Source organism: Blautia aquisgranensis, assembly GCF_040096615.1.
Lineage (GTDB): Bacteria > Bacillota > Clostridia > Lachnospirales > Lachnospiraceae > Blautia_A > Blautia_A aquisgranensis.
In genome coordinates this window covers 98,537-124,556 of record NZ_JBBMEJ010000011.1, presented here as the reverse complement: position 1 = coordinate 124,556, position 26,020 = coordinate 98,537, and the positions used below count along the sequence as shown (strand labels likewise).

19 protein-coding genes and 1 tRNA gene are annotated in these 26,020 nt (G+C 42.3%); 1 reads left to right on the top strand and 19 read right to left on the bottom strand.

Annotated features, from left to right (window positions below):
* Nucleotide 1 precedes the first annotated feature (1 nt).
* From WMO28_RS10460 to WMO28_RS10415, 10 genes are all read right to left on the bottom strand, one after another.
* Nucleotides 2–799 (bottom strand): serine hydrolase, encoded by a 798-nt coding sequence (locus tag WMO28_RS10460; protein ID WP_349056949.1) that lies wholly within the window; start codon nucleotides 797–799, stop codon nucleotides 2–4.
* A gap of 122 nt (nucleotides 800–921) precedes the next feature.
* Nucleotides 922–1,125 carry a hypothetical protein gene (locus WMO28_RS10455; RefSeq protein ID WP_349056948.1) on the bottom strand — a complete coding sequence of 68 codons (204 nt, stop codon included), beginning with the start codon at nucleotides 1,123–1,125 and terminating at the stop codon, nucleotides 922–924.
* A 30-nt stretch (nucleotides 1,126–1,155) separates the two neighbouring features.
* Nucleotides 1,156–2,232: an acyltransferase family protein gene (locus WMO28_RS10450; RefSeq protein ID WP_349056947.1), complete on the bottom strand. Its 1,077-nt coding sequence runs from the start codon at nucleotides 2,230–2,232 to the stop codon at nucleotides 1,156–1,158.
* 13 nt (nucleotides 2,233–2,245) lie between these two features.
* Complete coding sequence (locus WMO28_RS10445) at nucleotides 2,246–4,915, bottom strand: CDP-glycerol glycerophosphotransferase family protein (protein ID WP_349056946.1); 2,670 nt, start codon at nucleotides 4,913–4,915, stop codon at nucleotides 2,246–2,248.
* Nucleotides 4,916–4,941: 26 nt separating this feature from the next.
* Nucleotides 4,942–6,603: a CDP-glycerol glycerophosphotransferase family protein gene (locus tag WMO28_RS10440; RefSeq protein WP_349056945.1), complete on the bottom strand. Its 1,662-nt coding sequence runs from the start codon at nucleotides 6,601–6,603 to the stop codon at nucleotides 4,942–4,944.
* Between the two features lie 18 nt (nucleotides 6,604–6,621).
* The gene (locus WMO28_RS10435; protein ID WP_349056944.1) at nucleotides 6,622–7,818 is read right to left on the bottom strand and encodes a CDP-glycerol glycerophosphotransferase family protein; all 1,197 of its coding nucleotides are present in this window, start codon (nucleotides 7,816–7,818) and stop codon (nucleotides 6,622–6,624) included.
* A gap of 27 nt (nucleotides 7,819–7,845) precedes the next feature.
* A complete protein-coding gene (locus tag WMO28_RS10430; RefSeq protein WP_349056943.1) occupies nucleotides 7,846–8,787 on the bottom strand; it encodes a hypothetical protein in 942 nt (313 codons plus the stop codon).
* Between the two features lie 24 nt (nucleotides 8,788–8,811).
* On the bottom strand, nucleotides 8,812–9,714 hold the full coding sequence (locus tag WMO28_RS10425; protein WP_349056942.1) for an undecaprenyl-diphosphate phosphatase: 903 nt from the start codon (nucleotides 9,712–9,714) through the stop codon (nucleotides 8,812–8,814).
* A 181-nt stretch (nucleotides 9,715–9,895) separates the two neighbouring features.
* Nucleotides 9,896–13,111 carry a carbamoyl-phosphate synthase large subunit gene (gene carB / locus WMO28_RS10420; protein WP_349056941.1) on the bottom strand — a complete coding sequence of 1,072 codons (3,216 nt, stop codon included), beginning with the start codon at nucleotides 13,109–13,111 and terminating at the stop codon, nucleotides 9,896–9,898.
* Nucleotides 13,111–14,187 (bottom strand): carbamoyl phosphate synthase small subunit, encoded by a 1,077-nt coding sequence (locus WMO28_RS10415; protein ID WP_118062010.1) that lies wholly within the window; start codon nucleotides 14,185–14,187, stop codon nucleotides 13,111–13,113. The genes carB and WMO28_RS10415 overlap by 1 nt, the downstream gene beginning before the upstream one ends.
* A 238-nt stretch (nucleotides 14,188–14,425) precedes the next feature.
* Here WMO28_RS10415 and WMO28_RS10410 point away from each other — a divergent pair.
* A tRNA-Leu gene (locus WMO28_RS10410) sits at nucleotides 14,426–14,509 on the top strand.
* Between the two features lie 65 nt (nucleotides 14,510–14,574).
* On the opposite strand, the gene WMO28_RS10405 is transcribed toward WMO28_RS10410, so the two are convergent.
* The 9 genes from WMO28_RS10405 to WMO28_RS10365 all read right to left on the bottom strand — a co-directional run bounded on the left by WMO28_RS10405 (nucleotide 14,575) and on the right by WMO28_RS10365 (nucleotide 25,944).
* Nucleotides 14,575–15,042 carry a signal peptidase II gene (locus WMO28_RS10405; RefSeq protein ID WP_349056940.1) on the bottom strand — a complete coding sequence of 156 codons (468 nt, stop codon included), beginning with the start codon at nucleotides 15,040–15,042 and terminating at the stop codon, nucleotides 14,575–14,577.
* A gap of 77 nt (nucleotides 15,043–15,119) precedes the next feature.
* Nucleotides 15,120–15,755: a zinc ribbon domain-containing protein gene (locus WMO28_RS10400; protein WP_349056939.1), complete on the bottom strand. Its 636-nt coding sequence runs from the start codon at nucleotides 15,753–15,755 to the stop codon at nucleotides 15,120–15,122.
* Nucleotides 15,756–15,822: 67 nt separating this feature from the next.
* Nucleotides 15,823–17,214 carry an ATP-dependent Clp protease ATP-binding subunit ClpX gene (gene clpX, locus WMO28_RS10395; protein WP_349056938.1) on the bottom strand — a complete coding sequence of 464 codons (1,392 nt, stop codon included), beginning with the start codon at nucleotides 17,212–17,214 and terminating at the stop codon, nucleotides 15,823–15,825.
* 191 nt (nucleotides 17,215–17,405) lie between these two features.
* Nucleotides 17,406–19,127: a S1C family serine protease gene (locus tag WMO28_RS10390; RefSeq protein ID WP_349056937.1), complete on the bottom strand. Its 1,722-nt coding sequence runs from the start codon at nucleotides 19,125–19,127 to the stop codon at nucleotides 17,406–17,408.
* A 126-nt stretch (nucleotides 19,128–19,253) separates the two neighbouring features.
* A complete protein-coding gene (locus WMO28_RS10385) occupies nucleotides 19,254–20,183 on the bottom strand; it encodes a glycosyltransferase family 2 protein (protein ID WP_349056936.1) in 930 nt (309 codons plus the stop codon).
* A 66-nt stretch (nucleotides 20,184–20,249) separates the two neighbouring features.
* Nucleotides 20,250–21,593: an LCP family protein gene (locus WMO28_RS10380; RefSeq protein WP_349056935.1), complete on the bottom strand. Its 1,344-nt coding sequence runs from the start codon at nucleotides 21,591–21,593 to the stop codon at nucleotides 20,250–20,252.
* An 18-nt stretch (nucleotides 21,594–21,611) separates the two neighbouring features.
* The gene (locus WMO28_RS10375) at nucleotides 21,612–23,015 is read right to left on the bottom strand and encodes an undecaprenyl-phosphate glucose phosphotransferase (protein ID WP_349056934.1); all 1,404 of its coding nucleotides are present in this window, start codon (nucleotides 23,013–23,015) and stop codon (nucleotides 21,612–21,614) included.
* Between the two features lie 108 nt (nucleotides 23,016–23,123).
* Nucleotides 23,124–24,080, bottom strand: a complete 957-nt coding sequence (locus WMO28_RS10370; protein WP_349056933.1) for a glycosyltransferase family 2 protein — start codon at nucleotides 24,078–24,080, stop codon at nucleotides 23,124–23,126.
* 4 nt (nucleotides 24,081–24,084) lie between these two features.
* Nucleotides 24,085–25,944 carry a glycosyltransferase gene (locus WMO28_RS10365; protein WP_349056932.1) on the bottom strand — a complete coding sequence of 620 codons (1,860 nt, stop codon included), beginning with the start codon at nucleotides 25,942–25,944 and terminating at the stop codon, nucleotides 24,085–24,087.
* Between the last annotated feature and the right edge of the window lie 76 nt (nucleotides 25,945–26,020).

The following is a 26,020-nucleotide window of genomic DNA, read 5'->3' as shown; positions in this document are numbered from 1 at the left end:
ATCAGTTCAGATAATTATATACCATGGAGGATATCTTCCGGATTCCGTTCTGAAGATGGTATTCGGATCCTCCACTTGAGAATACACACAGAACGTAGTTTGTTTTTCTGCCATAGACAATCGCCATATCATGCTGTACAGAGCTTGTCTCACCTGTCTTGTTGGCACATACGATACCGGACGGAAGTCCTGCCGGAATCTTATATCGAACCTCCTGATGCATCAGAAGATTCAGCATTTCCTGTGAATATTTTTTTGATACACAGGTTCCACGATAAATTCTCCCAAGAAGTTTTCCGCAGTCTTTCGCAGACGCCATCACAAATGCTTTTATAGTGCTAGCCGGATACATGGCCTGATCATTCAGATTGATCATATTTCCGGTCTTCAGATCTTTCACGTAAATCGACCAGTTTCCGCCATAATTTACCGTATATCTTTTCAGCTGATCCTTAAAAGCACTCAGCTGATACTCCGATTTTGTACTCTTCTTCTCCCGATAATCCACATATTTTCCATCCGGTGTTCTTACATTCTTGGCAATAGTTCCACTGGCATCCAGATAATAACCGCTTTTCCAGCAATTGGCTGCTCTTTTCCCGTTTTTATCCACATAATATTTCTGTTTTCCGTAGGTAATCCATCCGGCTTTCTGTCTCAGACATCCATTTCCGCTTCTGAAATAATAGACTCCTTTGAATTTTTTTCCGTTTACGGTTATATTCAAATTATGAAAATATGCCTTTCTGCATAATTTTCCGGTTCCTAAAAAATAGTAATATCCATCTGTAAAATTCACTCCGAAAAATCTTCTCTTTTTCAATCATCAAACATGTAAAATCCATTTTTAAGGTATTCCACATTATCAATATTCAGATATTGAATTCCTGTAAGTTTCTGTTTTTTCGCATTTCTCAAATATCAGCTGTCTCCGAATTTCTTGAGATAATTTCCACTGTTATCCCGAAAAGAAACCGTTTTTTCTGCCGGTTCTCCATGAACTTTTACATAATTTGTCTGAAGCGTAAATCCCATAAAAAGTCCAAAATAAATAAATGCACCAAAATAATTCTTTTTCGAAATCTTTTTTCCATCTTTACTTTCATAACAGCCCGCCGTAATCATACCGGCGGGCTGTTCCTTCCTTTGTTTTTATCAGATTTTTTCGCAAACCATCTGTACTGTGCGATTATATCCCGTTATTTTCTTTAACCACTCCAATACTATTGATATCAGCAGGGATATCAAAAACAGTACCGTCACATTTACCGCAAAATTTCCAAAAGAATATATAAATTCTTTCCAGAAATACTGTCTCAGAAATGTATGTACCAGAAATATATTCATGGAATGTTTTCCTATAAATGTAAAAACCTGCCGTATCCCCGGAATAACTGTGATAAATTCACTGCAAAAAGCAATGACAATGACAGGAAAAATCCCCCATCTGATCTCACTGTATATCGATCCGGGCAAATTTCCATAAGCTTTATATAACGCATACAAAACAACTAATTCCAGCAGAAATTTAACCACTTTCTTCATTCCATGATTCCAGATCTGAAACCAGCGGTCATATAGTCCATATTTTGCAACGCACATTCCCATAAGAAATGTTGGCAGAAATGCATATATTTCTGTTTTTCCCATAACCTGCAGTGACAGCATCCTCGGAATTATTGCAAGCATCGCAAGAATAAGTACCATGCACTCCTCATTCTTCATAATCAGCGGTACACAGATCACAAAGATGACCGCTACGCTCATATACCACCAGGTACCATTCATAGTTGCTGTACCAAACAGTTTCGCAAGTCCCAGAAAATCCAGTCCCATTTCAGCTAGACTTTTTATCCAGTTACCATCTGTAAAATATACCCTTTGGACATAACCAAACATAACCTGGAATATTATTGCTGCTATTATCCATATGATCCAGAAACCTGACATTGTTTTTATCAGACGTTTTGCAGTCCACCGGCATGGCGTATCATGACTTTTTTTATAGCTGAGATATAAACCATACCCGGAAATGAGCGCATATATCGCCACACAGATTTTAGAAGTACTGCTCAGATACAGGATCGTCTGCTCCGCAAATGGTGCAAAGGATACTTGAAAACCTTCAAATCTGTCTCGTGACAGATACATATGATGCATCAGCATCATCAGAATCGCAATGCCCTTCATAGCCTGGGAACTGCATTTATCAAATCTTACTGTTTTATTCACTTCTTCGCTCCCTCTATTTCCTGTTCTCAATAATTTTTTCATATACACGTCTGGAACAGTTTCGGTCATTAAATGCAAATGTTTCATCCATACGTTTCTGATACTTTTCTTTCATGCGACAGTCATTTGACATATATTCTATGATCCTGTTTACCGTGCCTTCCAGCGTATGCTCAACCTCACCAAAGCCATCTCTCTCATAGTCAAAATATCCTTCTGTATAAGAATGTGCTCCGCTGAAAAAGCTCTCCCGGTCAAACTGTGAATACACGATCGGTTTTCTCAAATATGCAAAATCAAAGGCAACTGATGAATAATCCGTGATCATCAGATCCGTCTGTGCAAAAATATCTTTATAGGAATAGCTGGAATCCATAAATTTTACCCTTGAATCCTGTCGGAACATATCCAGCCCGTCGATCGTGTTCGGATGCGGCATGAAGCATATAGTATAGCCATATTTTTCAGCTGCATTCAGAAGTTTTTCATTATTGAGAAGATCGTCATAAAAATGGAAATACTCACTGTCCGCAAACTCTTTTCCCAGCTGCCATACACCTCTGGCATCCGTTCCTGAAGAAAGATTTTTTCGCCATGTAGGCATAACTGTCACATATTTCTTTTCATCATGGATCAGGCGATCATAACGTGGCATTCCGGTAAGCCATACGTTCTGAGGAGGATAATAATAATCATATTCAAACACAGAATCGTATTCCGGTTTTGTGCTGACTACAAATCCAAACAGGTTACGATTATATTTATTGAGCCATTTGGACTGATTATCTTTGGTAACGCCATGCTGCAGGAATACCAGCTTTTTATCATAAATAATATCTCGATAAAGATATTCCAGCCTTCCAAATGGATTGATTACCGGTTTGTTTGCCTGTGAAGATAATGAAAACTCATTCAGCAAAAACAGCATTTTATGATTCCACGAAAACGGTTCCACGACTTTTCCGAGTTTCCCCATCTCTTTGTAATCTTCCGTATCTTTATTAACCACAAAATACGGCTCCACTGTAGGATCCGGATTGGCGCAGAGATACCGGAACATTACCTCTCCATTATCATCACCGCGTGTAGTTCTGTCAGAAATAAGCCATATCCGTTTTTTCAGATTTTTTTTCTTTCTTTCATAAAGATGACGTACCAGAACTGCCTTTACACCTGCTTTTCCACAGGAAAGTAATGCTCTTGTAAGTTTTCTCCTGAGTTTTGTTTCTCTGCGTTTACTATACGGTTCTGCACATATTTCGTAAGCTTCATCAAGATTGTTCTGATCCGAACCGGCCGGTTTCAGATATAAAAACTTATCCTGCACATGTAAAAACAACGGGAGTTTCTTCGTAAACGGTGCATATTTTCCATAGGTAATATTACGCATTTTTTCTGTATGACCATTCACTTCAATTCCCCAACAGATGAATTTTCGGATATCTTTAAGCGGAATTTCTGCAACATACAGTTTCTCTTCTGCACTTTCTTCTCTGCACCAGCCTGAACATTTCAGAACATATTCTTCTTTCGCCTCATATTTCCTTTCGTCCGTCATCATACAGATTCCATTATTCACACCTTTCGGAGTGAACACCGAAAATTCACAGTGAATAACTTCTTTTTGTTGCTGAAATATTTTTACCCAGATGTTATTATAGATTGGGGTTAACAGTCGGTTTGCCTGCTCCGAATAGTTTTTATCTATATCCGGGAAATATTTCTGAAGAAGATATATTTTATTTGCCTTGCTGATATGCTGATTGGATATGATTATTTCCGGGAATTTCAGCTGTTTCAGGAAACGGTCAATATACTGCTCATATTTTCTTACATTTTCTTCTGTAATATCTGACTCTCTGAACAGTGTCTCTGCTGTTTTTGATACATAATACATCAGAACATAATCTGCATTCTGTTCATGCCTTACTGTTTCCTCTAATCTGTACTCAATGAGTTTTTTCAGGAATTTTTCAAAAAATGCATCCAGTTCTTCCGGATCACTCATCACATTCTTCCAGTCTTCAAATGTCAGTTCTTCACGAGGTATTCTTATTCCAATGCTATCCGCAGATATTCCCAGATTCTCGCAGGATACTACATTTCTGTATACCATATCCAGGATGTCAAAATACCACGTATCTTTTTCTATCTTTTCCGGCCATCTGAATTTATCTGTTGTAAACGTGTAAGCTGAATATATCTGATGCATCAAATATACCGCATTATCCAGCGTTGTTTCCGAATTAAATCTGGTACAGTAATTATTGTGCTCGCGCACATGTATATTATGTTTTCCGTAAATTCTGGATATCACAATATCTCTTTTTTCCAGTTCAAAGCATTTACATATATTTTCTGCTGTTCCGGAAGAAAAGAGGATTCCTGCTTTTGTGAATATAAGATACTTTCCACTGACATGTTTTCGAATCTCTGCTGCTATATTTTCGCATTCTTTTCCGTCTATACGGATCAGATTTTTATCTTTTTCCAGTATCTGCAAATATTCTTCTTCACCGGTATATGCTTCATCTTCATCACCTGTACCTTCATCGCCTGTACAAACGGCCAGAATCTGAACGAATCCGGCTGGTGTATTATCACATATGCTTTTATACGTTTTATAGAGCTCATTTTTCTCTCTCCAAAAAACAACTACTGAAAACTCAAATTGTTTCTCCATATTACTCCTATCCTGTAAATATAATATCAAAACTTTTTCTCTTTCAACCTTCTTTTCAGTTTTCCCTGTATATCCGCACCGGCTATATGTTCATAGATGCGTTTACTGTTGTCGTGATCTCTGTATGGAAGCAGATATTCTCTGTCCTGGGCAAATTTCTTTTTTTCTTTAAAATCACTTTCAGAATATTCTTCCAGAATATCGATCAATTCATCCTTAGTCCAGGCAAGATCTCCAAATACATCATTTTTATAGTCCATATAGCTTCCCTGTACATTCTCATATGTCTCCAAATCAAACGGATAAAATACAACCGGTTTTTCCTGATAATAGACATCCCAGGAAACGGAAGAATAATCAGTGATCAGCATATTACAACTCATCAGAAGCTGATTTAAAGGCATACTTCCAAATGGGATCAGTTTTATATTACTGTCTTCAACCTGAAAACTTCCAATATGTTCGCGAAACTTCGGATGAATATAAAAATTCAGAGTGATGTTTTGTTTTTTCAAAAACTCCCTCAGTCTCTTATCCTGCAAAAATTCCTTATATCTCTGATAATATTCACTTTTTTTGAATTGTTCCTCGCTGATATCCTCAAGCCAGCTTCTCCATGTCGGCATTAACAAAATTTCTTTATGAAACAGATTCGAATGATCTTCCAGCACATCCCATCTGGCAAGTCCTGTGATAATAATCTCCTTATTATCATATCCAAAATAATCATGAATTATTTTCTGTTCAAATTTTGAGGATACCACAAACAGTGCCATCTGATTCCCCCCTCCTTTATGAAAGGTTCTGTGGCACTGTTTAAAGCCCATCACTCCATGCTGCAAAAATACAATATTTTTTCTCGCCTGATAAAGTACCTTGTAAATGCTGTTCGGCGAATCCCATATATAAAAATGTCTGATCGCATCTGTAGATATCAGGTATTGTGCCGCACTGAGATAGATCATGTACCTGAAAGACATAAACTGGATCACATTAGGTTCATACTGTTTTACTGCTTTATAGTCCGGACAGTTTTTATCTATTACATAATAAATTCTTCTGCGTTCCTTTTCCGGTACATGTTTCATACAGTATTCAAAGAAATAAAGCCCATTATCCTGTGCCATGGTACAATATTTTTCGCAGATCAGCCATATTTTTTTTCGGTCCCAGTAAGGTTTCAGAATAAAATAGCAAAAAAGTGCCAGAAACTCTTTTGCTATAAAACGATAACTGTCATATCTGGAATCATATTTCCGGTATTGAATCGTAAACTGTCTCGCCCCGTTAACAAAAGGATAGACCATATTTCCATCTTTTGTCCGGGTCCATCTGGGAAAAAGAATTAATTTCAGCTTTAAAGAAGTGCTTAATCCTCCCAGAATCCTGTCTTCATACTCTCCGTTTCCCGTATCAGCTGATGCAACCACATCCCAGAATGCAGTTTCCATATGGCAGTCATTTACATTCAGTTCTGCATGATAAACTATTGTTTTACCTTTTTGTACTGTATTCATTGAAAAAAGATAGCTCTTATCAATAACTGCATTACGCTGTTTCAATTTCAGAGAACGAATTTTACCTTTATTCTCTTCCAGCTCAAAACCGATACATATTATTCCTTTATGAAGTGAGAACTTTCTGGTCTTTACTTTAATCTCTGCCGGTGCTTCCATCAATTGCTGCACTTGCCTTTTCACCACCTGTTACATTTCCTTGATTGCTTTGTAATTTCTCTCACAGTTATCAGTGTCCCACAGATCAAAATATTTCTGATGTCTTTGCAGATATATTTCATCATTATCAAAATTCTGTTCATGGAATCGCAAAATCTGATGTATCACTTCCTGTTCAGACATGCATACCGGCCCAAAACCATCTCTTTCAAAATCAAAATATCCGATCTGATGATGACTCTCCCGGAATTTTTTATTATCAAACTGATAATAGATCAGAGGTTTTTTCATATAGGCAAAATCCATTGCCACACTTGAAAAGTCAGTCACCAGCAAAGCAGATTCCTTAAGCAGTGTCTGCACATCATACTCCGGCCACGAAGCTACTGTAATATTCGCATGTTCTACATGAAAAAACCGAAGAAAACGATGCATTTCCCTATGTGGATAAAAGATAATCTGCAGATCGTTTTCTTCAATATAGTGAATCAGAGTTTTATCTTTCAGAATTGCATCCCAGTATCTGAAATAATCTGTTTCCATAAATCTTTCTGCTTCCTGCTCTTTATTTAAGGCAGAAATTTCGTTGCGGATATACATACGCCAGGTTGGCATGATCAGAATCTGATTCTTTTTTACTTTTATATCATGAAGCTGATCAAACCGGCAAAGTCCCAGTTCTTTTACATAGCCTTCCGGATATCCGTATCTGTCATTGACATATTTCCACTCATCATATGTGCTCGTAACAAAAAGACTCATTTTTGTATGTGGGTAATACAGAAAACTCAGATCCGCCGTAATGATTCCATGCTGCAAAAATGCTCTTTTGTTATGGATGATTCCATAAACTTCCAGAATATAACAAACTGCAGCATTGGGCTTGCCCATTTTCTGGGAGCTGATATTTTTTGACGCAGCCAGATAGTAGATCCAGTGGCGGAAGCTTCCATACTGTATCACCTGTCCCAGATCTTTTACCCGGGCATAATCCGGAGATTTTCTGTTGATGGCGTACACTGCATCCTCACTGGTATTTTCTCTCAGATATTTGTACAACCAGAATCCGTTATCCCGGCATTCATTCTCCGTATCACAGAGAAGCCAGAGATCCCTGCGAAAAAGTCTGTAGACCATCGCAATGGGAAATGCCAGGATAAACTTAATAATGTGAAGCAGATCCCCAGGTTTTACTCGTTTCAGTTTTTCAAGAAATGTCTGTTCCATGTTTCCCTCTGTTTACAGGATCCCGGTTTATTCCTCTGACCAGTCTCCGTTATCATCCCAGACAATCTCTCCGTCTCCGCTGTCATCTGTACTGTTGTCAAGAGAATCGTCACCGCTGCCGCTGTTGCTGCTATCATCTACATAGTCGCCGCTATCATCACTGCTGTCATAGTTTCCATCATCACTGCTGTTGTCGTAGCTTCCGTCATCGCTGTTGTCGTAGCTTCCGTCATCGCTGCTGTCGTAGCTTCCGTCATCGCTGTTGTCATAGCTTCCGTCATCACTGTTATCATAGCTTCCATCATCGCTGTTGTCATAGCTTCCATCGCTGCTGTCGGAAGAAGTATCTGTGATACCTGAAGAACTATCTGTCAGATCTGAAGCATCTGTGCTGTCTGCGGAATCACTGCTGTCCGCCTCACTGTTGTCAGTTTCCACATTGCCAATAGTGCTCTTCTCACTCTTGTCACTGAGACTTGTATAGGTCAGGTACGCTTCTCCGTTATCGATCATCAGTTTTGCTTTTTCCATATCGCCAAGTTCTGCACTGTAGATCTCATATGCATTTCCGTCTCCATCCACAATTTTCATATCATAAATGGCATCTGTTGCAGAATCCGGTGTATAGTACATCTGAACCTGCTCTGCTGCTTTAACTGTAGATTCTGCTGGAACGAGATTTTTTCCCCAGTCTTCCCCGCCTGCTGCGCGAAGATAAATCTCACGGATTTCACCACTGGTACTGTTGGTAATATATACAAATTTTGCTGTGCTCGTCTTCACACCGATAAGTTTCGGCGCCGGTGTGGAAGTCGGAAGCGGACTTGCTGTAGCAGGTGCCGCTGTCGGAACTGCTGTCGGAACCGGTGTCGGTGTTACTTCTGCTGTATCTGATGATGATTTTCCACATCCTGCTGCGCTTAAGGCTGCTGCCGCTGCCAGCGCGATCACGATCTTTTTATATTTCATAATAATTTCCTCCTAAATATCGTTTTATGCAAGTAATGTTTTTCCAATAAAATATCCAAGTACAAGAATACCAAGAATAATTCTGTACCATCCAAACGCCTTGAAGTCATGCTTTTTAATATAACCCATCAGGAATTTAATTGCCAGAATAGATACCACAAAGGATACCACAACACCTACGATCAGAATAATCAGCTCTGTGGAACTGAATGCAAAACCAAACTTCACAAGTTTCAGAAGGCTGGCGCCGAACATAACCGGAATAGCCAGGAAAAAGGTAAACTCTGCTGCAACAGTACGGGAAGTTCCGGCAAGAATACCTCCAATAATTGTTGATCCAGAACGCGAAGTTCCAGGAATTACAGAAAGCACCTGGAAGCATCCAATAATAAGTGCTGTTTTAAATGAAAGCTCGTCCAGTCTTGTACAAGTTGGTCTGCGTCTCTTGTTGTAATTCTCGATGATAATAAAAAGCACACCATAAACGATCAGCATAATCGCTACTACAACATAGTTGTAAAATTTCGCTTCGATAATATCATTAAACGGAAGCGCAATAATGATCGTCGGCAGACATGCTACCAGGATCTTAAACCACAAAATCCATTTTTCCTTGTCACAGTATCTCTCAACAAAGGTAAGTACTGCTCTGGATACTCCGGATTTCTTGCGAAGAGCAATTCTTGTTCTCTTCGGGATCGGTCTTATGTAAAAAGGCCATAACTTGTTCCAGTACAGAACAACAACCGCCAGGATCGCACCAAGCTGGATCACCACCAGGAAAAACTCCATAAATACATCCGAAACATTCAGTTTGATAAACTCATCTACCAGAATCATATGTCCGGTACTGCTGATTGGCAGCCACTCTGTGATTCCCTCCACAATACCAAGAAGGATAACCTTCAGTAATTCTATAATGCTCATTTGATCTCCTTTCCATGTAACACACATCTTTTTATCTGTTATGTGCCCAAAATAAGATAAGGACCTGGTCGGTGAATAAACATCGACCCTGTCCTTACCAGTATAGTACATATTTCGTAATTCGTAAACTTTGAAATCTTCTTTTCACAAAAGTTTAGATTTTATTTAACATTCTGATTTCTTAGCGGTTATCGATCGTAGCGATATCTACCAGAGTCAGATTGTTCAGGTCTGTATTCTCAAGACTGGTAACAAGTGCCTCTGCTGTATCAAGACTGGTCAGTACGTTAACACCTGTCTCGATCGCATTACGACGGATCACGAAGCCATCCTTCTGATGTTCAACACCCTGTGGCGGTGTATCGATGACAACATCAATCTTGTGACCAAGAATCAGATCCATCAGGTTCGGAGATGGCTGCTCCAGCTTATTGGTACGTGTAACCTTGATACCGTTCTCTGTAAGTACATTTGCAGTACCTCTTGTAGCAAAGATACGATATCCCTGGGCTTCAAATCTTCTTGCGATCGGGATGATATCCTCTTTATCCTCATCCTTTACAGTGATGATCATCTGTTTGTGCTTCGGAAGACGGATTCCTGCTCCGATAAACGCCTTGTAAAGAGCCTCGTTGAAGGTCTTCGCAATACCAAGGCACTCACCTGTGGATTTCATCTCAGGTCCAAGGCTGATATCTGCGCCACGGATCTTCTCGAAAGAGAATACCGGCATCTTGATCGCAAAATACTCTGCTTCTTTCTGAAGTCCAGGTGTATATCCAAGCTCTTTGATCTTGTGACCAAGGATTACTCTTGTTGCAAGTGGAACGATCGGGATTCCTGTTACCTTGCTGATGTACGGAACTGTACGGCTGGAACGTGGGTTAACCTCGATTACATATACATCCTCTCCTACAACGATGAACTGGATATTGATCATACCGATTACATGAAGTGCCTGTGCAAGACGGCGTGTATATTCAGCAATAGTTTCTTTTGCTTTTTTGCTGATGGTCTGTGCCGGATATACGGAAATACTGTCTCCGGAGTGGATACCAGCACGCTCGATGTGCTCCATGATTCCAGGGATCAGGATATCTTCACCGTCGCATACTGCATCGACCTCGATTTCTTTACCCATCAGGTACTTATCAACAAGGATCGGATGCTCCTGTGCAATCTGGTTGATGATTCCGATATACTCTTCCACATCCTCATCACTAACTGCGATACGCATTCCCTGTCCTCCAAGTACGTAGGACGGGCGTACAAGTACCGGATATCCCAGCTCGTTGGCTGCTTTTTTCGCTTCTTCTGCTGTGAATACGGTGTGTCCCTTCGGTCTCGGGATCTGGCATTTCTCAAGAATGGCATCAAAGAGCTCTCTGTCCTCTGCAGCATCTACGTTCTCTGCAGATGTTCCCAGGATCTTAACGCCCATCTTGATCAGTGCTTCTGTAAGCTTGATAGCTGTCTGTCCACCGAACTGAACAACTGCTCCGTCCGGTTTCTCAATATTTACAACGTTCTCAACATCTTCCGGTGTCAGTGGCTCGAAATACAGTTTATCCGCAATATCAAAGTCTGTACTTACTGTCTCCGGGTTGTTGTTGATGATGATCGTCTCGTACCCCTCTTTCGCAAATGCCCATGTACAGTGTACCGAGCAGAAGTCGAACTCGATACCCTGACCGATACGGATCGGGCCGGAACCAAGTACGAGGATCTTTTTCTTATCTTTTGTCTCAATGGCCTCATTCTCTGTCTGGTCATCGCCGTAAACAGAATAGTAATATGGTGTCGCTGCCGCAAACTCTGCTGCACAGGTATCTACCATCTTATATGCTGCACGGATGCCGTACTCTTTGCGAAGCTCTTTGATCTCAGCTTCTGTCTTGCCTGTGAGATCTGCGATGATGTAGTCCGGAAACTCCATACGTTTCGCCTCAAGAAGAAGGTCTTTATCCAGCTTCTGAGTCTTCAGAGCCTGCTCCATCTCAACGAGGATCGCCAGTTTGTCGATAAACCAGATATCGATCTTAGTGATATCGTGCAGCTTCTCCTGGGAAATATTTCTTCTCAGTGCCTCAGCGATCTTCCAGATACGGCGGTCATCCACGATGTTCAGCTCATCCATCAGTTCCTCATCAGAAAGATGTGAGAAGTCATAAGACATCAGGCTGTCTACATGCTGCTCCAGGGAACGGATTGCTTTCATAAGAGCGCCCTCAAAGTTATGGCAGATACTCATAACCTCTCCGGTAGCCTTCATCTGTGTTGTCAGTGTACGTTTCGCTGTGATAAATTTATCGAATGGCAGACGCGGGATCTTAACTACACAGTAGTCCAGCATCGGCTCAAAGCTTGCATAAGTCTTGCCTGTGATGGCATTCGGAATCTCATCCAGTGTATAGCCCAGTGCGATCTTGGCTGCAACCTTGGCGATCGGATAACCGGTAGCCTTACTTGCAAGTGCGGAAGAACGGCTTACACGAGGATTTACCTCAATTACACAGTACTCAAAGCTCTCCGGATGAAGTGCGTACTGTACGTTACATCCACCTGTGATACCAAGCTCTGTGATAATGTTGAGGGCAGATGTACGAAGCATCTGATACTCTTTATCTCCCAGTGTCTGGGACGGAGCAACTACGATGGAGTCACCTGTATGGACACCAACCGGGTCAATATTCTCCATGTTGCAGACTGTGATGCAGTTACCTGCGCTGTCTCGCATTACCTCGTACTCGATTTCTTTCCATCCGGCGATGCAGCGCTCTACAAGAACCTCACCTACACGGGAAAGACGGAGACCATTTTCAAGGATCTCACGAAGCTCCGGCTCGTTGTGTGCGATACCGCCGCCGCTTCCGCCAAGTGTATATGCAGGGCGAAGAACGACCGGATATCCGATAGTCTGTGTAAACTCAACACCATCCTCTACAGTTGTAACGACCTTGGAAGCTGCGACCGGCTCACCGATCTTCTCCATGGTATCCTTAAATTCCTGACGGTCCTCAGCCTTACGGATAGTAGCTGCTGTGGTACCGATCAGACGTACGTTATGCTCTTTCAGGAAGCCTTTCTCCTCAAGCTCCATGGCAAGGTTCAGGCCTGCCTGGCCGCCCAGTGTAGGAAGAACACTGTCCGGTTTCTCCTTAAGAATCAGCTGTTCTACAACCTCAACAGTCAGAGGCTCGATATAAACTCTGTCTGCGATGTCTTTATCAGTCATGATGGTGGCAGGATTGGAGTTTAAAAGTACAACCTCCATGCCCTCTTCCTTCAGGGAGCGGCATGCCTGGGTTCCTGCATAGTCAAACTCTGCTGCCTGGCCGATTATGATCGGACCTGAGCCGATTACAAGTACTTTTTTTATGTCCTTATTCCTTGGCATTATTTCTCTCCTCCCATCATCTTCATGAATCTGTCAAAAAGGTAACTGGAATCCTGTGGTCCCGGGCATGCTTCCGGATGGAACTGTACAGTAAAGATGTTCTTTCCATTGTATGCCATACCCTCGTTTGTTCCGTCGTTGACGTTTACAAATGCAGGATGTGCGATGTTCTTCTCTTCAAGTCCCTCTGCATCTACCACATATCCATGGTTCTGAGAGGAAATATAAACTCTTCCTGTTTCCAGGTCTTTAACCGGGTGGTTACCACCTCTGTGACCATATTTCATCTTATGGGTATCTCCGCCTGTTGCAAGTGCCATAAGCTGATGTCCAAGGCAGATAGCGAAGATCGGCACATCGGAATCATAAAGCTTCTTGATCTCTTTAATGATAGAAGTACATTCCTTCGGATCTCCAGGGCCGTTACTAAGCATGATGCCGTCCGGATTGTCTCCAAGGATCTCCTCTGCCGGTGTCAGTGCCGGATAGATCGTAACCTGGCATCCTCTCTCATTCAGTGAGCGTGCGATATTTCTCTTCGCGCCCAGATCAAGAAGGGCAACCTTCGGGCCGTTCCCCTTAAGCACTTCTTTCTCGCGGCAGGAAACCTTCTCTACCACTTTACCTGTTGTATATGCTTTTAATCTGGGGATGATTGTATCCAGATCATAGTTCTCGTCAACGGTGATCATTCCGTTCATCGTTCCCTTCTCACGAAGGATCTTAGTCAGTGCTCTGGTGTCGATTCCTGCGATTCCCGGAATATCGTTCTTGCTCAGAAAATGCTGGATCGTGTCCACGCTTCTGAAGTTGCTGGGAACTCGTGATAATTCGCGTACAATAAATCCGTCAATCCACGGCTTCCTTGATTCCTGGTCATCATAACAGATTCCATAGTTTCCAATTAACGGGTATGTCATACATACCGCCTGTCCTGCGTAAGAAGGATCTGTCATTACTTCCAGATAACCGGTCATGGAAGTATTAAAGACAATTTCACTGATGACTTCCCTTGCAGAACCAATGCTGGTTCCTGTAAATACATGGCCATCTTCCAATATCAGAAATGCTTTCATACAATCTCCCTTTCTTTGTTCTCTTATTTTATCCTAAATCTTCAAGATTGTATCACAGGAAGCGTCATTTTTCAACACCATACGCCAAAAAAATGTTTAAAACTAACTCAAAATATTTTTTTTGAATTTTTTCAATTTTTTTGAATTTTTCTATTGACAATCTTTCATTCCTGGGTTATTATAAGTGAGCAGTCGACGAACGGAGCTAAACAAAGCGAAGTAAATCGGTTGAAAAAATGCAGGAATGGCGGAATTGGCAGACGCGCAGGCTTCAGGTGCCTGTGGTCGCAAGATCGTGTGGGTTCAAGTCCCATTTCCTGCATTCTTTTTTATTTTATCCAAAATCAAAAAAAACAGAAGCACATTCAACCGGTGCTTCTGTTTTTTTTATTTCGTTTTTTTCGAAAAAATCATACTGTATCCCCAAATGGCAGCTCCCGCAAATATAAAGAGATCCGAGATATTAAATACGATCTTCCGTATTCTCTTATCTCCCACATTCAGGCTGACATAATCTGTGACATATCCCTTTTTGCGGCGTTCCATGTAATTATTCAGTCCTCCGCCCAACGCCATGGAAAGTCCAAGTCTGACCGTACGTGAGTCATCATTATGCAGATTTCGAAAGTATTCCCAGATCACACCTCCAAGAACCATGGTAGAGGCATCTCTTATGATATCTTTATCCTGTCCCTTCAGTGTGCCGAAGATCATTGCATCATTATGGCAGTTTCGAAGGAGCAGCTTTCCACCAGCGATTTCCTTTCTGGTTCCCGGGGAAATCTTTGTATTTACTTTTTCTTTTACATAATAGTCAAGTCCGCAGATCCCTGCTGTCAGTAAGTTCCAGATCATACCTTTTTCCTCCTGTCTTTGAGTGAAGCAGAACAGGCTCCCCTTTGTACGGGAAGCCCTGTTTTTATTTTTTACTTTTATTCTGTTTTTTCGTCGGAAACTGCTTCTGCATCCGCTGGTTCTGTATCTGCTGCCGCGTCTGGCTCGCCAACTTCCTCTTCTGCTGAAATATTTTCTTCAGCTGTTTCTGCTTCTGCCTCAACCGGCTCGGTCTCCGCATTCTCAACTTCTGCTGCAATCGCCTCTTCGTCTGCTGCTGTATCCTCTGCAACCTCAGCCTCTGCTGCGTCCTTAAGCTCCTCATCAGCCTGCTCGATCACATCTGCTGCCTTCTCCTCGATCTCCGGAGTCGGGCATGCTGCTCCGCAGTACGGGCAAAAGCTTGCTTCTCTCATCACAGCCTTATGGCAGGCCGGGCAGAACTTCTCTCCTTTGCTTGCAGCAATGGCATCCCGGTAATGGTCAGCCTCCAGCATATGCTGGCTGATCTCCTCGCAGATCGCACCCAGCTCACCGTCAACAGCCTCGCCATGCTCATAGCGGGTGTAGATCATTTTTCCAATGTCCAGCATCAGTTTCTCTGTCATGCGCTCCTGCGCGGAGAGCTTGTTGCGGATCTTCTGAATCTCATAGAGATTTTCAGCCTTGGTGCTGAATCCCTTCGCCTTACGTGTCAGTGTGTTTCCCAGATCATCCCAAAAACCTTTTGCCATATCTGTCACTCTCCTTCTATTATAAATGCTGTCTGCTCCTGCAGACATGTCTGTAGTTCGCCTGTTTTTATCCCTCCAGAGCCGGAAGTTCCTGTCCTCTCATGAGGATCTTCGGACCGCCGCTGCCCTCGATATATCCCTCTGTGATCACTACCTCGCCGATGTTGTCATCCTTCGGGATCTCATACATAATATCCAGCATATACTCCTCCAAAATAGCCCGGAGTGCTCTGGCTCCTGTATGGCGTTCCATCGCCTTGCGTGCAATGGCATGCAGTGCACCGTCCTCAAATTCCAACTTCACCTCATCAAGAGCCAGAAGCTTCTGGTACTGTTTCAGAATCGCATTCTTAGGCTCCTTAAGAATCTTCACCAGCATATCCTCTGTCAGTCCGTTCAGTGTAAAGATAATCGGAAGACGTCCGATAAACTCCGGAATCATTCCGAATGCACGGAGATCATCCACTGTAACCTTCTCCAGAACATGTGGATCATTGTCATATTTATCCTTCAGATCTGCGTAAAATCCGATAGATGCCTGCTTGTTCAGTCTTTCTTTAATGATATTCTCAAGATCCGGGAAAGCTCCTCCGCAGATAAAAAGAATATTTCTTGTATTGACCGTTACCATCGGCACCATGGCATTCTTGCTTGTCGCACCTACCGGAACCTCGACTTCACTTCCCTCAAGGAGCTTCAGAAGTCCCTGCTGGACCGCCTCACCGCTTACGTCTCTCTGATTGGTATTCTTCTTCTTGGCGATCTTGTCGATCTCGTCGATGAAGATGATTCCATGCTCTGCTTTCTCCACATCATTGTCTGCTGCTGCAAGAAGCTTGGATACCACGCTCTCGATATCATCGCCGATATAGCCGGCTTCGGTAAGAGAAGTTGCATCTGCAATGGCAAGCGGCACCTGCAACAGCTTGGCGAGCATTTTTACCAGATATGTCTTACCGCATCCTGTAGGTCCGATCATCAGCATATTGGATTTCTCGATTTCAATATCATCCATAGTGTCTGTAGCAACTCTCTTATAATGATTATATACAGCTACAGACATAACCTTCTTGGCATATTCCTGACCGATCACATATTCATCCAGTGTGGCCTTGATCTTATGTGGTGCCGGAATATCCTTAAGATTGATCACCGGCTTCGGTGTCTCAGATTTTTTCTTGATCTTCTTCGCCTGTCCTCCCGGATTCTGGATACTGCTCAGGTCGATCATGCTTACATTCGGCATATTAAAAAGGTCTGAGTAATTCATGTTTCCGTTGCTCATCTGCGTATTCATGGTATCAAAACTCTTCTGCATACAATCCGCACAGATATGTATATTATTAGGAAGATCAATCATCTTCCCTGCCTGGCTCTCCGGCCTGCGGCATAAAAAGCAGAATTTCTCATATTTCTGTTCCTGGTCATTGTCCTTGTTGTTATCAAACTGATCTGCCATAATGTTTCCCTTTCTGATTCTTATCCAAGGTTTCGGATCTTTGTCCTTCACACACAGGCTTCTTCGCCATTGTGTCATACTGATTATTATACCACATAATCCAGACGTATCAAATTAACTTTTTATAAACGCAACAGGGAGCCACACCTTAAATGCAGCTCCCCGTAATATTCCTGTATTTATATTTCTCATCAGTTTTCCGAAGCCGGTTTGCTTCCAAGAGTAACTTTTACCGTCTGTTCCTTATACTCTCCGCTGTTGGCTCTGGCAATATCCACATCAATAGTCTCACCTGACTCATAGTACTGAAGCTTGCTCACAAGATCATCCTTACCGCTTACCTTCTGGCCGTCCAGCTTCACGATGATATCGCCTTTTTTGATTCCGGCCTTGTCAGCTGCACCGCCTTCTGTAACCTTTGTAAGGAATGCACCGGCTGGCATGTTGTACATCTGGATCGCCTCTGATGTGAGATCAGCCGCCTTGACACCCAGATATCCCACCTTTGAGGAATCCTCTACCTTGTCACGTGTCTGACGCTGCATCAGCTCCTCCAGAATTGGCTCTGCCTTGGAGATCGGGATCGCATATCCCATTCCCTCTACCTGGCTGTCTGCATATTTGGCTGCGTTGATTCCGATAACCTCACCATTCATGTTCAGAAGTGCACCACCGCTGTTTCCAGGATTGATAGCCGCATCGGTCTGAATCAGTCCGCTTGTCTCACCTTCGTCTGTGCTGATGCTTCGATTCAGGGCACTTACCCAGCCGGATGTAACAGACTGTCCATAGCCAAGTGCATTACCGATAGCCACTACCTGTTCACCAACGACCAGATCATCAGAGCTTCCAAGCTGTGCGATCTTGATCTCATTCATGGTTTCCTCCGGAATATCGGATTTCTCTACAGCTACAACTGCCAGATCGTTCTCCTCATCCGTACCCTTGATCTTCGCGGAAACAGCATTATCTACATCTACATCAGAAGAACTGTCTGTGGAGCTCTCTCCGCTGGCCATAGCCTGTGTCTCTTCCTCTGCTCCGACCACATCACTTCCCGCAAAGCATACTGTCAAAGTAGTAGCTCCGGATACAACATGGTTATTGGTTGCAATCAGAAGCTCATCATCATTCTCTCCCACAATGATTCCGGATCCGCTGCCTGCACTCTGGTACTGGCGTGTTCCGTATCCAAAAAAGCTTGGGATCTCCTGCACACTGACAGAGGTAATGGCAACGATAGAAGACATGGTTGCCTGTGCCACCCCTGCCACTGTTCCACTCTCTGCCACGATATTCTTTACATCAGAATCTGTGGAACTGTCTGTACTGTTCTGTGTATCTGTAAGTGTCTCTGTTTTTCCAATCTGTGTGTTACTGCTGTCGCTGCCTCTGTATTTATCTGCCGCAATATTGACTCCCTGAAAAGCAACGCCCGCTACCAGACCGAAGATCACTGCAAGAGCAACTGCTGTGGCTGCTTTCTTTCCAAAACCACCATTTCCGTTTCCATGCGTTTTTTTCGGCTTTCCAGGCTTCTTCGGAGGAATACTTCCGCCCGCATAATTTCCTGCCTGTGGCTGATGCACCTGATAATGTGCATATTTCGGTGTTTCTGTATTGTTATTCCTCTGATTTTCGGATGTTCCGGCACTGCCAGCCATACGCTCTTCGCTGCGATTCTGTTCTTCCTGAAGTTTGCGACCTGCTGAATACGGATGTGTCTGCGGTTTTTCCATCGTAAAATTCGGTGTAACACTTTCTGTTTTCTGTGCAGCATCTATATTTTCTGCGGCAGTCTCCGCTGTACTGTCAGCATCTGTATTCCCATAAGTATTCAGAGCATTGTTTTCTGTCGGCACAGTTCCGTTTTCACTGTCAGGATCCTGTCCCCATCTGTTTTCCTCACTCATATCTCTGGTGCTCCCTTCTTTATTTTTTCGTCTGCCATCTGCTTTATAAAACACAGTTTAACAGGGAATTGTGTTTAAACTGTGTTTTATCCTTTAAAAAACCGTGATATGATGCTTCCGCTTACATTACTGTCTTTTTTTCCAGTAATACGGACTCATGGTGCAGGCAAGAATCAGATTTTCCGGGAGCTTCCTATATCTCTTCCCCAGAAAATAGCCCGCATATTTGGCAGCACTCTGAAAAAACAGTCCGGGAATCATCCAGATATGACCTGTACGCACCAGATAAGCCATGCTTTTTTTTACCAGGCGGATACCTTCGCCTTCGGATGGAACACCTTCAAAAACCTCCGGATGCTCTGCCTGTGAAACACCAAGGTCAAAATTCCTGTGAAACTGCTGCATGCAGGTATAATTATGGGAATGATACACCCTTGCGTCTGCCGCATAGACAATCGCATAACCTTTTTTCGCCATCCATCCTGCATAGATCATATCTTCATTAAAAATAGCCTTCTCCGGAAAACCTCCTACTTTCTCATAAACACTGTGATCATAAGCTGCACATACATTGGAGCAGAAATAAGTTTTGATTCCTCTTGTTTCTACGTCCTTTTCCGTTTTCACACAGGATTTTTCCGGATAATTGAAAGAACGAGTATATTTCTCCAGAAAACGGCAGTCTTCCTTTGGAAGCTGACGTGCATAAGCCGCTCCTGCATTTTCATTATTCTGTAGCGCAGACACCAAATTTCCTATCAGATTCCTGTCAGCCGGAAGAGCATCCTGCGTCATAAACACAAGGATTTTCGCATCGGAAAGCTCTGCCCCTTTCCTTCTGGTCGCACCATGATCGAATTCTTCTTTTGAAAGATGATGCACTTCTACCAGAGGATATTTATTTTCCCACTCTTTTTTCCAGAATTTCTCCTCCGTATTCATAATGATAATCTTATTAATAGGATATTTCTGCGCGTTGAGTCTCTCCAGAAGTCGGCCGAACTCTTCTCCCGGATGATATGACGGAATGATCACATCTGTTTTTACTGTTCTCATATTTTTCTCCTGTTCAGAAAGGACCACCCATTATCGGATGGTCCTTTCTGCTGACTGATTAATATTTTATTCATCATCTGAAAAATTATCATCATAATCTGCTGTATAGTCACTGTCATATTCCGAATCATCACTGCCGGAATTATAATCATCTCCGGAATAATCCGTATCATCTGTATTATTTTCAACAGAATAGTCCGTATCATCCACATTATTCTCAGTTGAATAGTCTGTATTATCTACATTATTTTCTGCCGAATAATCCATATCTTCACTGTCATCCGCATTATATACATAAGAATTATTTTCAGATGTCTCCGTTCCGTCCTGAGTGTCTGTCTGTACATCTCCGCCTCCGGCAATAGATATGATCTGTTCACTCTTATTCATCACTTCCTGGGTTGGTGTATAATTCGTCGCTCCATACAGAAACTGATGTAATTTCAAAACATTGGATTCCAGAGTTGTCGGAACAATTACGCTTCCCTTAACCGTAGCAAAATTATAATCTTCAGGAAATCCTGTCGTGTTCTCAATATTATAACCGATCATAGTCGGAAGCAGTTTCAGAATCTCGGTCTTTGATACTGTTGTTTTTATCATCGGAAATACCTGATCCATAATATCAAAGATTGTTGAAAGGCCTGCCTTTTTTGCCTTGTCCACAATCATCTGAATCACCCGTCTCTGTCTCTCTGTACGGCCCATATCAAGGCTTGCTGTATAGCGGATACGGCAGTAGGAAGTTGCCTGCACACCATTCAGATGATAGGTTCCCAGAGTTGCTTCAATATCATCCGGTTTCGGATCCGGAAGTTCTATCGGCGTATAACTCTTTCCTGTTTCCTCCGACGTTTCCACACAATAATTATTCATATGAACCATCTCTGCATAAGAAAGAGGAATATCCAGTCCGCCAAGGCAGTCTACAACTGTTACCAGCGCATCAAAATCAATTGCTACATAATCCGTAATATTCAGGTCAAGATTTGTATTCAGCATGGAGACCGCCTGTGCAGGGCCTCCCAGTGCATACGCCGCATTGGCCTTTGAATACGTGTCATCTTTTACATTAAGCAGGGTGTCTCTGTATATAGATACCAGCTTGATTGATTTCGTATCATTATTGATGCTTGCAATGATAATCGTATCACTGTTTTCTGTGTTCAGTTTTTCATTTTTGTTTCTGTGATCCAGTCCAAACAGTGCATATGTTGTATAGCCTGTCATCTGCGGTGCCTGATCATTCGTTACAATATCCTGATCCGAAAGATCTGTTTCCTGAATATCTATCTTGTCCAGTTTCGCTGATATCTGTCCGTAAACAAAAAGTCCTCCGATAAACAGAAGCAAAACTATAATTTCCAGGACGAACAGAAGCTTTTTTCTTTTTTTCCGAGGTTTTGACATTTCTTATTTTTCCCCTTTTTAATATGCATTCTTGTTGATAAATCCCTTGAATATGGTAAGAAACATGATTTTTATATCAAAACTTACTGACCAGTTTTCAATATAGTAAAGATCACATTCTATCCGCTTTCTTATAGAAGTATCCCCACGATAGCCATTCACCTGCGCCCATCCGGTAAGACCCGGACGTACCTGATGTTTAACCATATATCGTGGTATTTCCTCCCGAAACTTTTCTACAAAAAATGGTCGCTCCGGTCTCGGCCCCACAAGACTCATTTCACCTTTCAGAATATTAAAGAGCTGTGGAAGCTCGTCCAGACTGGTATGCCGCATAAATTTTCCGATTCCGGTAACTCTGGGATCGTTTTTGACTGTCCATGCTTTTTTTTCTTCGGATTCTTTCTGAATCTCCATGGAACGAAATTTATACATTCGAAAAGTCTGGTTATGAAGTCCGACACGTTCCTGTTTGTAGATCAAAGGTCCTGGTGAGGTTAATTTGATCAGAATGCACAAAACCAGCATTACCGGCGAGGAAACAACGATAGCAACAGCTGCTCCTACAATGTCCATCATTCTCTTTATCAGTGCATTAAACGTGTTGCTCAGCGGCACATACCGGATATTGATCACCGGAAGCCCGAGAATATCTTCTGTATACGGTTTGGTCGGAATAATATTATTATAATCCGGAATAAATTTCGTATGCACTCCCGATTTTTCGCAGAGTGCCACAATCTCTTCCAGACGATAATACTCATTTAATCCCAGGGTAATGGCTATTTCATCCAGCCGGCTGGATGGAAGAATAATCATAAGATTGGCAATTCTTCCAATTACCTTTATTCCTTTATATGTTGTACCTGCCGGTACATTATCATCCAGTATTCCCCTGATCACATATCCCCATTGCGGATTCTGCAGGATCCTGTCCACATATTCTTCTGCCGCACGACTGTAACCTACCAGCAATATCTGTTTCTGATTCATTCCTTTTCGTCGCATGTCCCTGAGAATATAAAACACAAACATGCGTACACTCCATTCAAGGACAATATTTATGAAACAAAATGAAACCAGTGTAAGACGGGAATAATCCAGTTCTTTAAAATTATAAAGTGCGAACATGATGATAAGGAGCCCTAACGCGTTTGCCTTTATAACTCCGGCTAGTACGAGACGGCGCCCCTGCATCCGCATCGGTGTATAAAGGTCAAAGGCCTGATACAAAAGCAGATAACCCGGAATAATGAATATCAGCATAAACATATATTCCTGAACGGTCTTGGACTGTACCGCAGAATGTTCAAAAAGTCCCTGAAAACGGATCAGCCATGCCAATGCATAAGAAACTGCAACCACAAATACATCGATCAGCATATGGAGACGACTGAAATTTTTCTGGTTATCTTTAATCAATTTCCGCCACCTCATTTAAGTTCATTGCCTTTATCTTATAATAGATGAAACTCAAAAGCAACAAAATCTTCTTTCTGAAATATAAAATTTCTATGAAAATATGGTATTTTAACCGACAAAACGTTTAAAAATGTTGATCCAAAGTTCAAACTGCACTTTGATATAACGTGGCAGATTCTGCATGGAAAACTTTACTTTTTTGTTTTTACGGCTGATCTGGAAGCCGTTTTTAATGCCGGCCAGGTATTCCCGTCCGAAGCCTTTTGATGCGAAAAACAGAATCTTTGCCCCAAATCCCACGATAAAAAACGGCATATTTAATACAATCTGGAGAAACGGCATGTTCTTGTAGATCAGATAAATATTATTTCTTGAAGAATAACGTATTTTAAACTGATTATATCTGGAACCACTCGTTCCGCTGCCAACATGATAGACCTTTGCTTTCGGGGCATACCAGTTTTCGTATCCCTGAATTCGGGCACGGTATCCGATATCCAGATCCTCCAGATATGCAAAATGTTCCTCGTCAAATTCTCCTATCCGCTCAAGCACTTTCTTGCGGTAGATCGCCGCACCTGCACAGGTGGAAAAAATCTTCTGCTCTTTTTCATAGCGATCAATATCTTTTCCCTTCCCTCTGGCAAAGGCCCAGCCAAGTGCACAGTAATAATTTCCCGCATCATCCATCCTGTCCCGATCATGAAACTGGATCATTTTTGCCTGACACGAAAAAGCTTTTTTGTGTCTGCGAAGTGCAGCTACCATTTCCTCAAGAAAATCGCATTTCACCTCTGTATCATTATTTAAAAGAAGTACATACGGAGATCTTGATACACGGATTCCTTCGTTGACAGCTCTGCTGAAACCGTAATTTTCCGGAAGCTGTATCATATGCACCCAGGGATATTCCGCTGCCACAAAAGCACAGCTTCCATCTGTAGAACCATTATCTACTAATATTACTTCAAAATTATCGATTGTCTGTCTTTCCAGGCTGGAAAGAACACCGTCCAGATATGCCATACCATTAAAGTTGGGTATAACTACTGATACTACCTGCATTCATTCATCCCTTCTTCTTTCCCATTCCCGGAAGTGGTTTCAGAGAATAATTCCATTTTGTAAGAGAAAGATTCTTATTATAGTAAGGATCTCCTTTTTTCAGGATATCCATCCAATGACAGCGCATATACTCGATTTCTTTTTGAAAACGGCGTACCTTTTCCTCACTGTCTTCTGTACCTCTTGACTTGGATTCATAATGGTACAGTCTCACATACGGATCATAAACGATCAGATGATCATGACTTCTCACTTTCAGACAAAGATCCACATCATTAAAGGCCACTGCTAGCTCCTCCGTGAATCCGCCTGCTTCTTCAAAAACAGATTTCTTCATCATCATACAGGCTGCAGTCACACAACTCATATCCTGAAGGAGCGATGCCTTATGAAGATAACCGGTTCGCTCAGCCGGCATGTTCACAAACATATTGCCTGCAATTCCGCCTATCCCTACCACACAGCCGGCATGCTGTATGGTATTGTCCGGGTAGAGCAGTTTTGCACCGACAGCTCCCACTTCCCTGCGCTGACATACGCCGAGCATTTCTGTAAGCCAATCTGCGTCAATGATCTTTACATCATTATTCAGAAAAAGAAGATATTCTCCTTTTGCATTTCGAACACCGAAATTATTGATCGCAGAATAATTAAATTCTTTTTTCCAGCGGACCAGATGAACCTTCGGCTCTTTGGAAAGCTGTCTGTAATAATTGAATATCTCATCAGAGCTGCTGTTATTTTCCACGATAATGATCTCATAATTTTTATAGGAAGTCTTTTCAAAGATGGATTCCACACATTCTTTCAGAGTATCCTTTTCTTCCCGGTTGGGAATGATGATTGACACCAGTGGTTCTCCCTGCACCGGATATTTCACACGATAAAATCCGAAATCCGGCGTGTGTTCCACTGTTCCCTTCGTTCCTGTCCTTCCAAGATTTCCTTCTATCGCACGTTTACCGGCCTCAAATGCATACATCTTGCTCGCCGGATTGTCGGCAGTGGATGATTTATGTGTACGCCAGTGATACAGAATTTCCGGCACATGCACAATTTCTCGCGCCTGCTCCACACAACGGAAAATAAAATCATAATCCTGTGCTCCGTCGAATTCTCTGCGGAATCCGCCTGTTTTTTCAACAATGCAACGTCTCACAACCAGAAAATGACAGATATAATTGTTGGATCTCAGCAGATCCAGATTAAAATCCGGCTTCAGATGTGGCTGAAAATACTCCGAAAGATCGGTTGTTACTTTATCTTCGTCTGTATAGATCACATCTGCCTGCGGATGCTGTTCCAGGGCCATTGCCACCTCATAAAGTGCATTTGGTGCAAGAAGGTCATCATGATCCAGAAGCCCCACAAATTCACCCTTTGCCATAGCAAAAGCTGCATTCGTGTTCTCTGCAATTCCCAGATTCTCCTCGAGATCCTGATACCGGATACGTCTGTCCATCTCCGAATAGGCCTTAAGCACAGTCTGCATATCCGGATCTTCCGGACTTCCATTTGCCAGGCACAGCTCCCAGTTTGCATATGTCTGGGCAAGAAGCGAATCCAGCATCTGTCTCAGAAAGCGTTCTGGCGTCAGATAAGCAGGAACTACTATACTGATCAGAGGGCCGTCTTTAAATTTTTCCCGGCGCTGCTTCTCCAGAATTTCATCAGTTGGCCGATATGCCTCATACCATGGTCCGTAAGGAACTTCTTCCGGTTCAAACCGCTCGTGAAGACGGATCCAGAATTCCCTCAGTCCATAATGTTTCAGATATCTCAGCCCTTTCTGTACTGTGTATGGTGAAAGTTTTTTTAAAAGCCTGTCCCATTGAATTTTCCCTGTGGAATCATCTTTACTCATATATTTTCTCCGTATTACTCAATTTTGATAGATGTATTTTAACATTGTAGCATTTTTTTTGCAAGGAAGAGCGAAA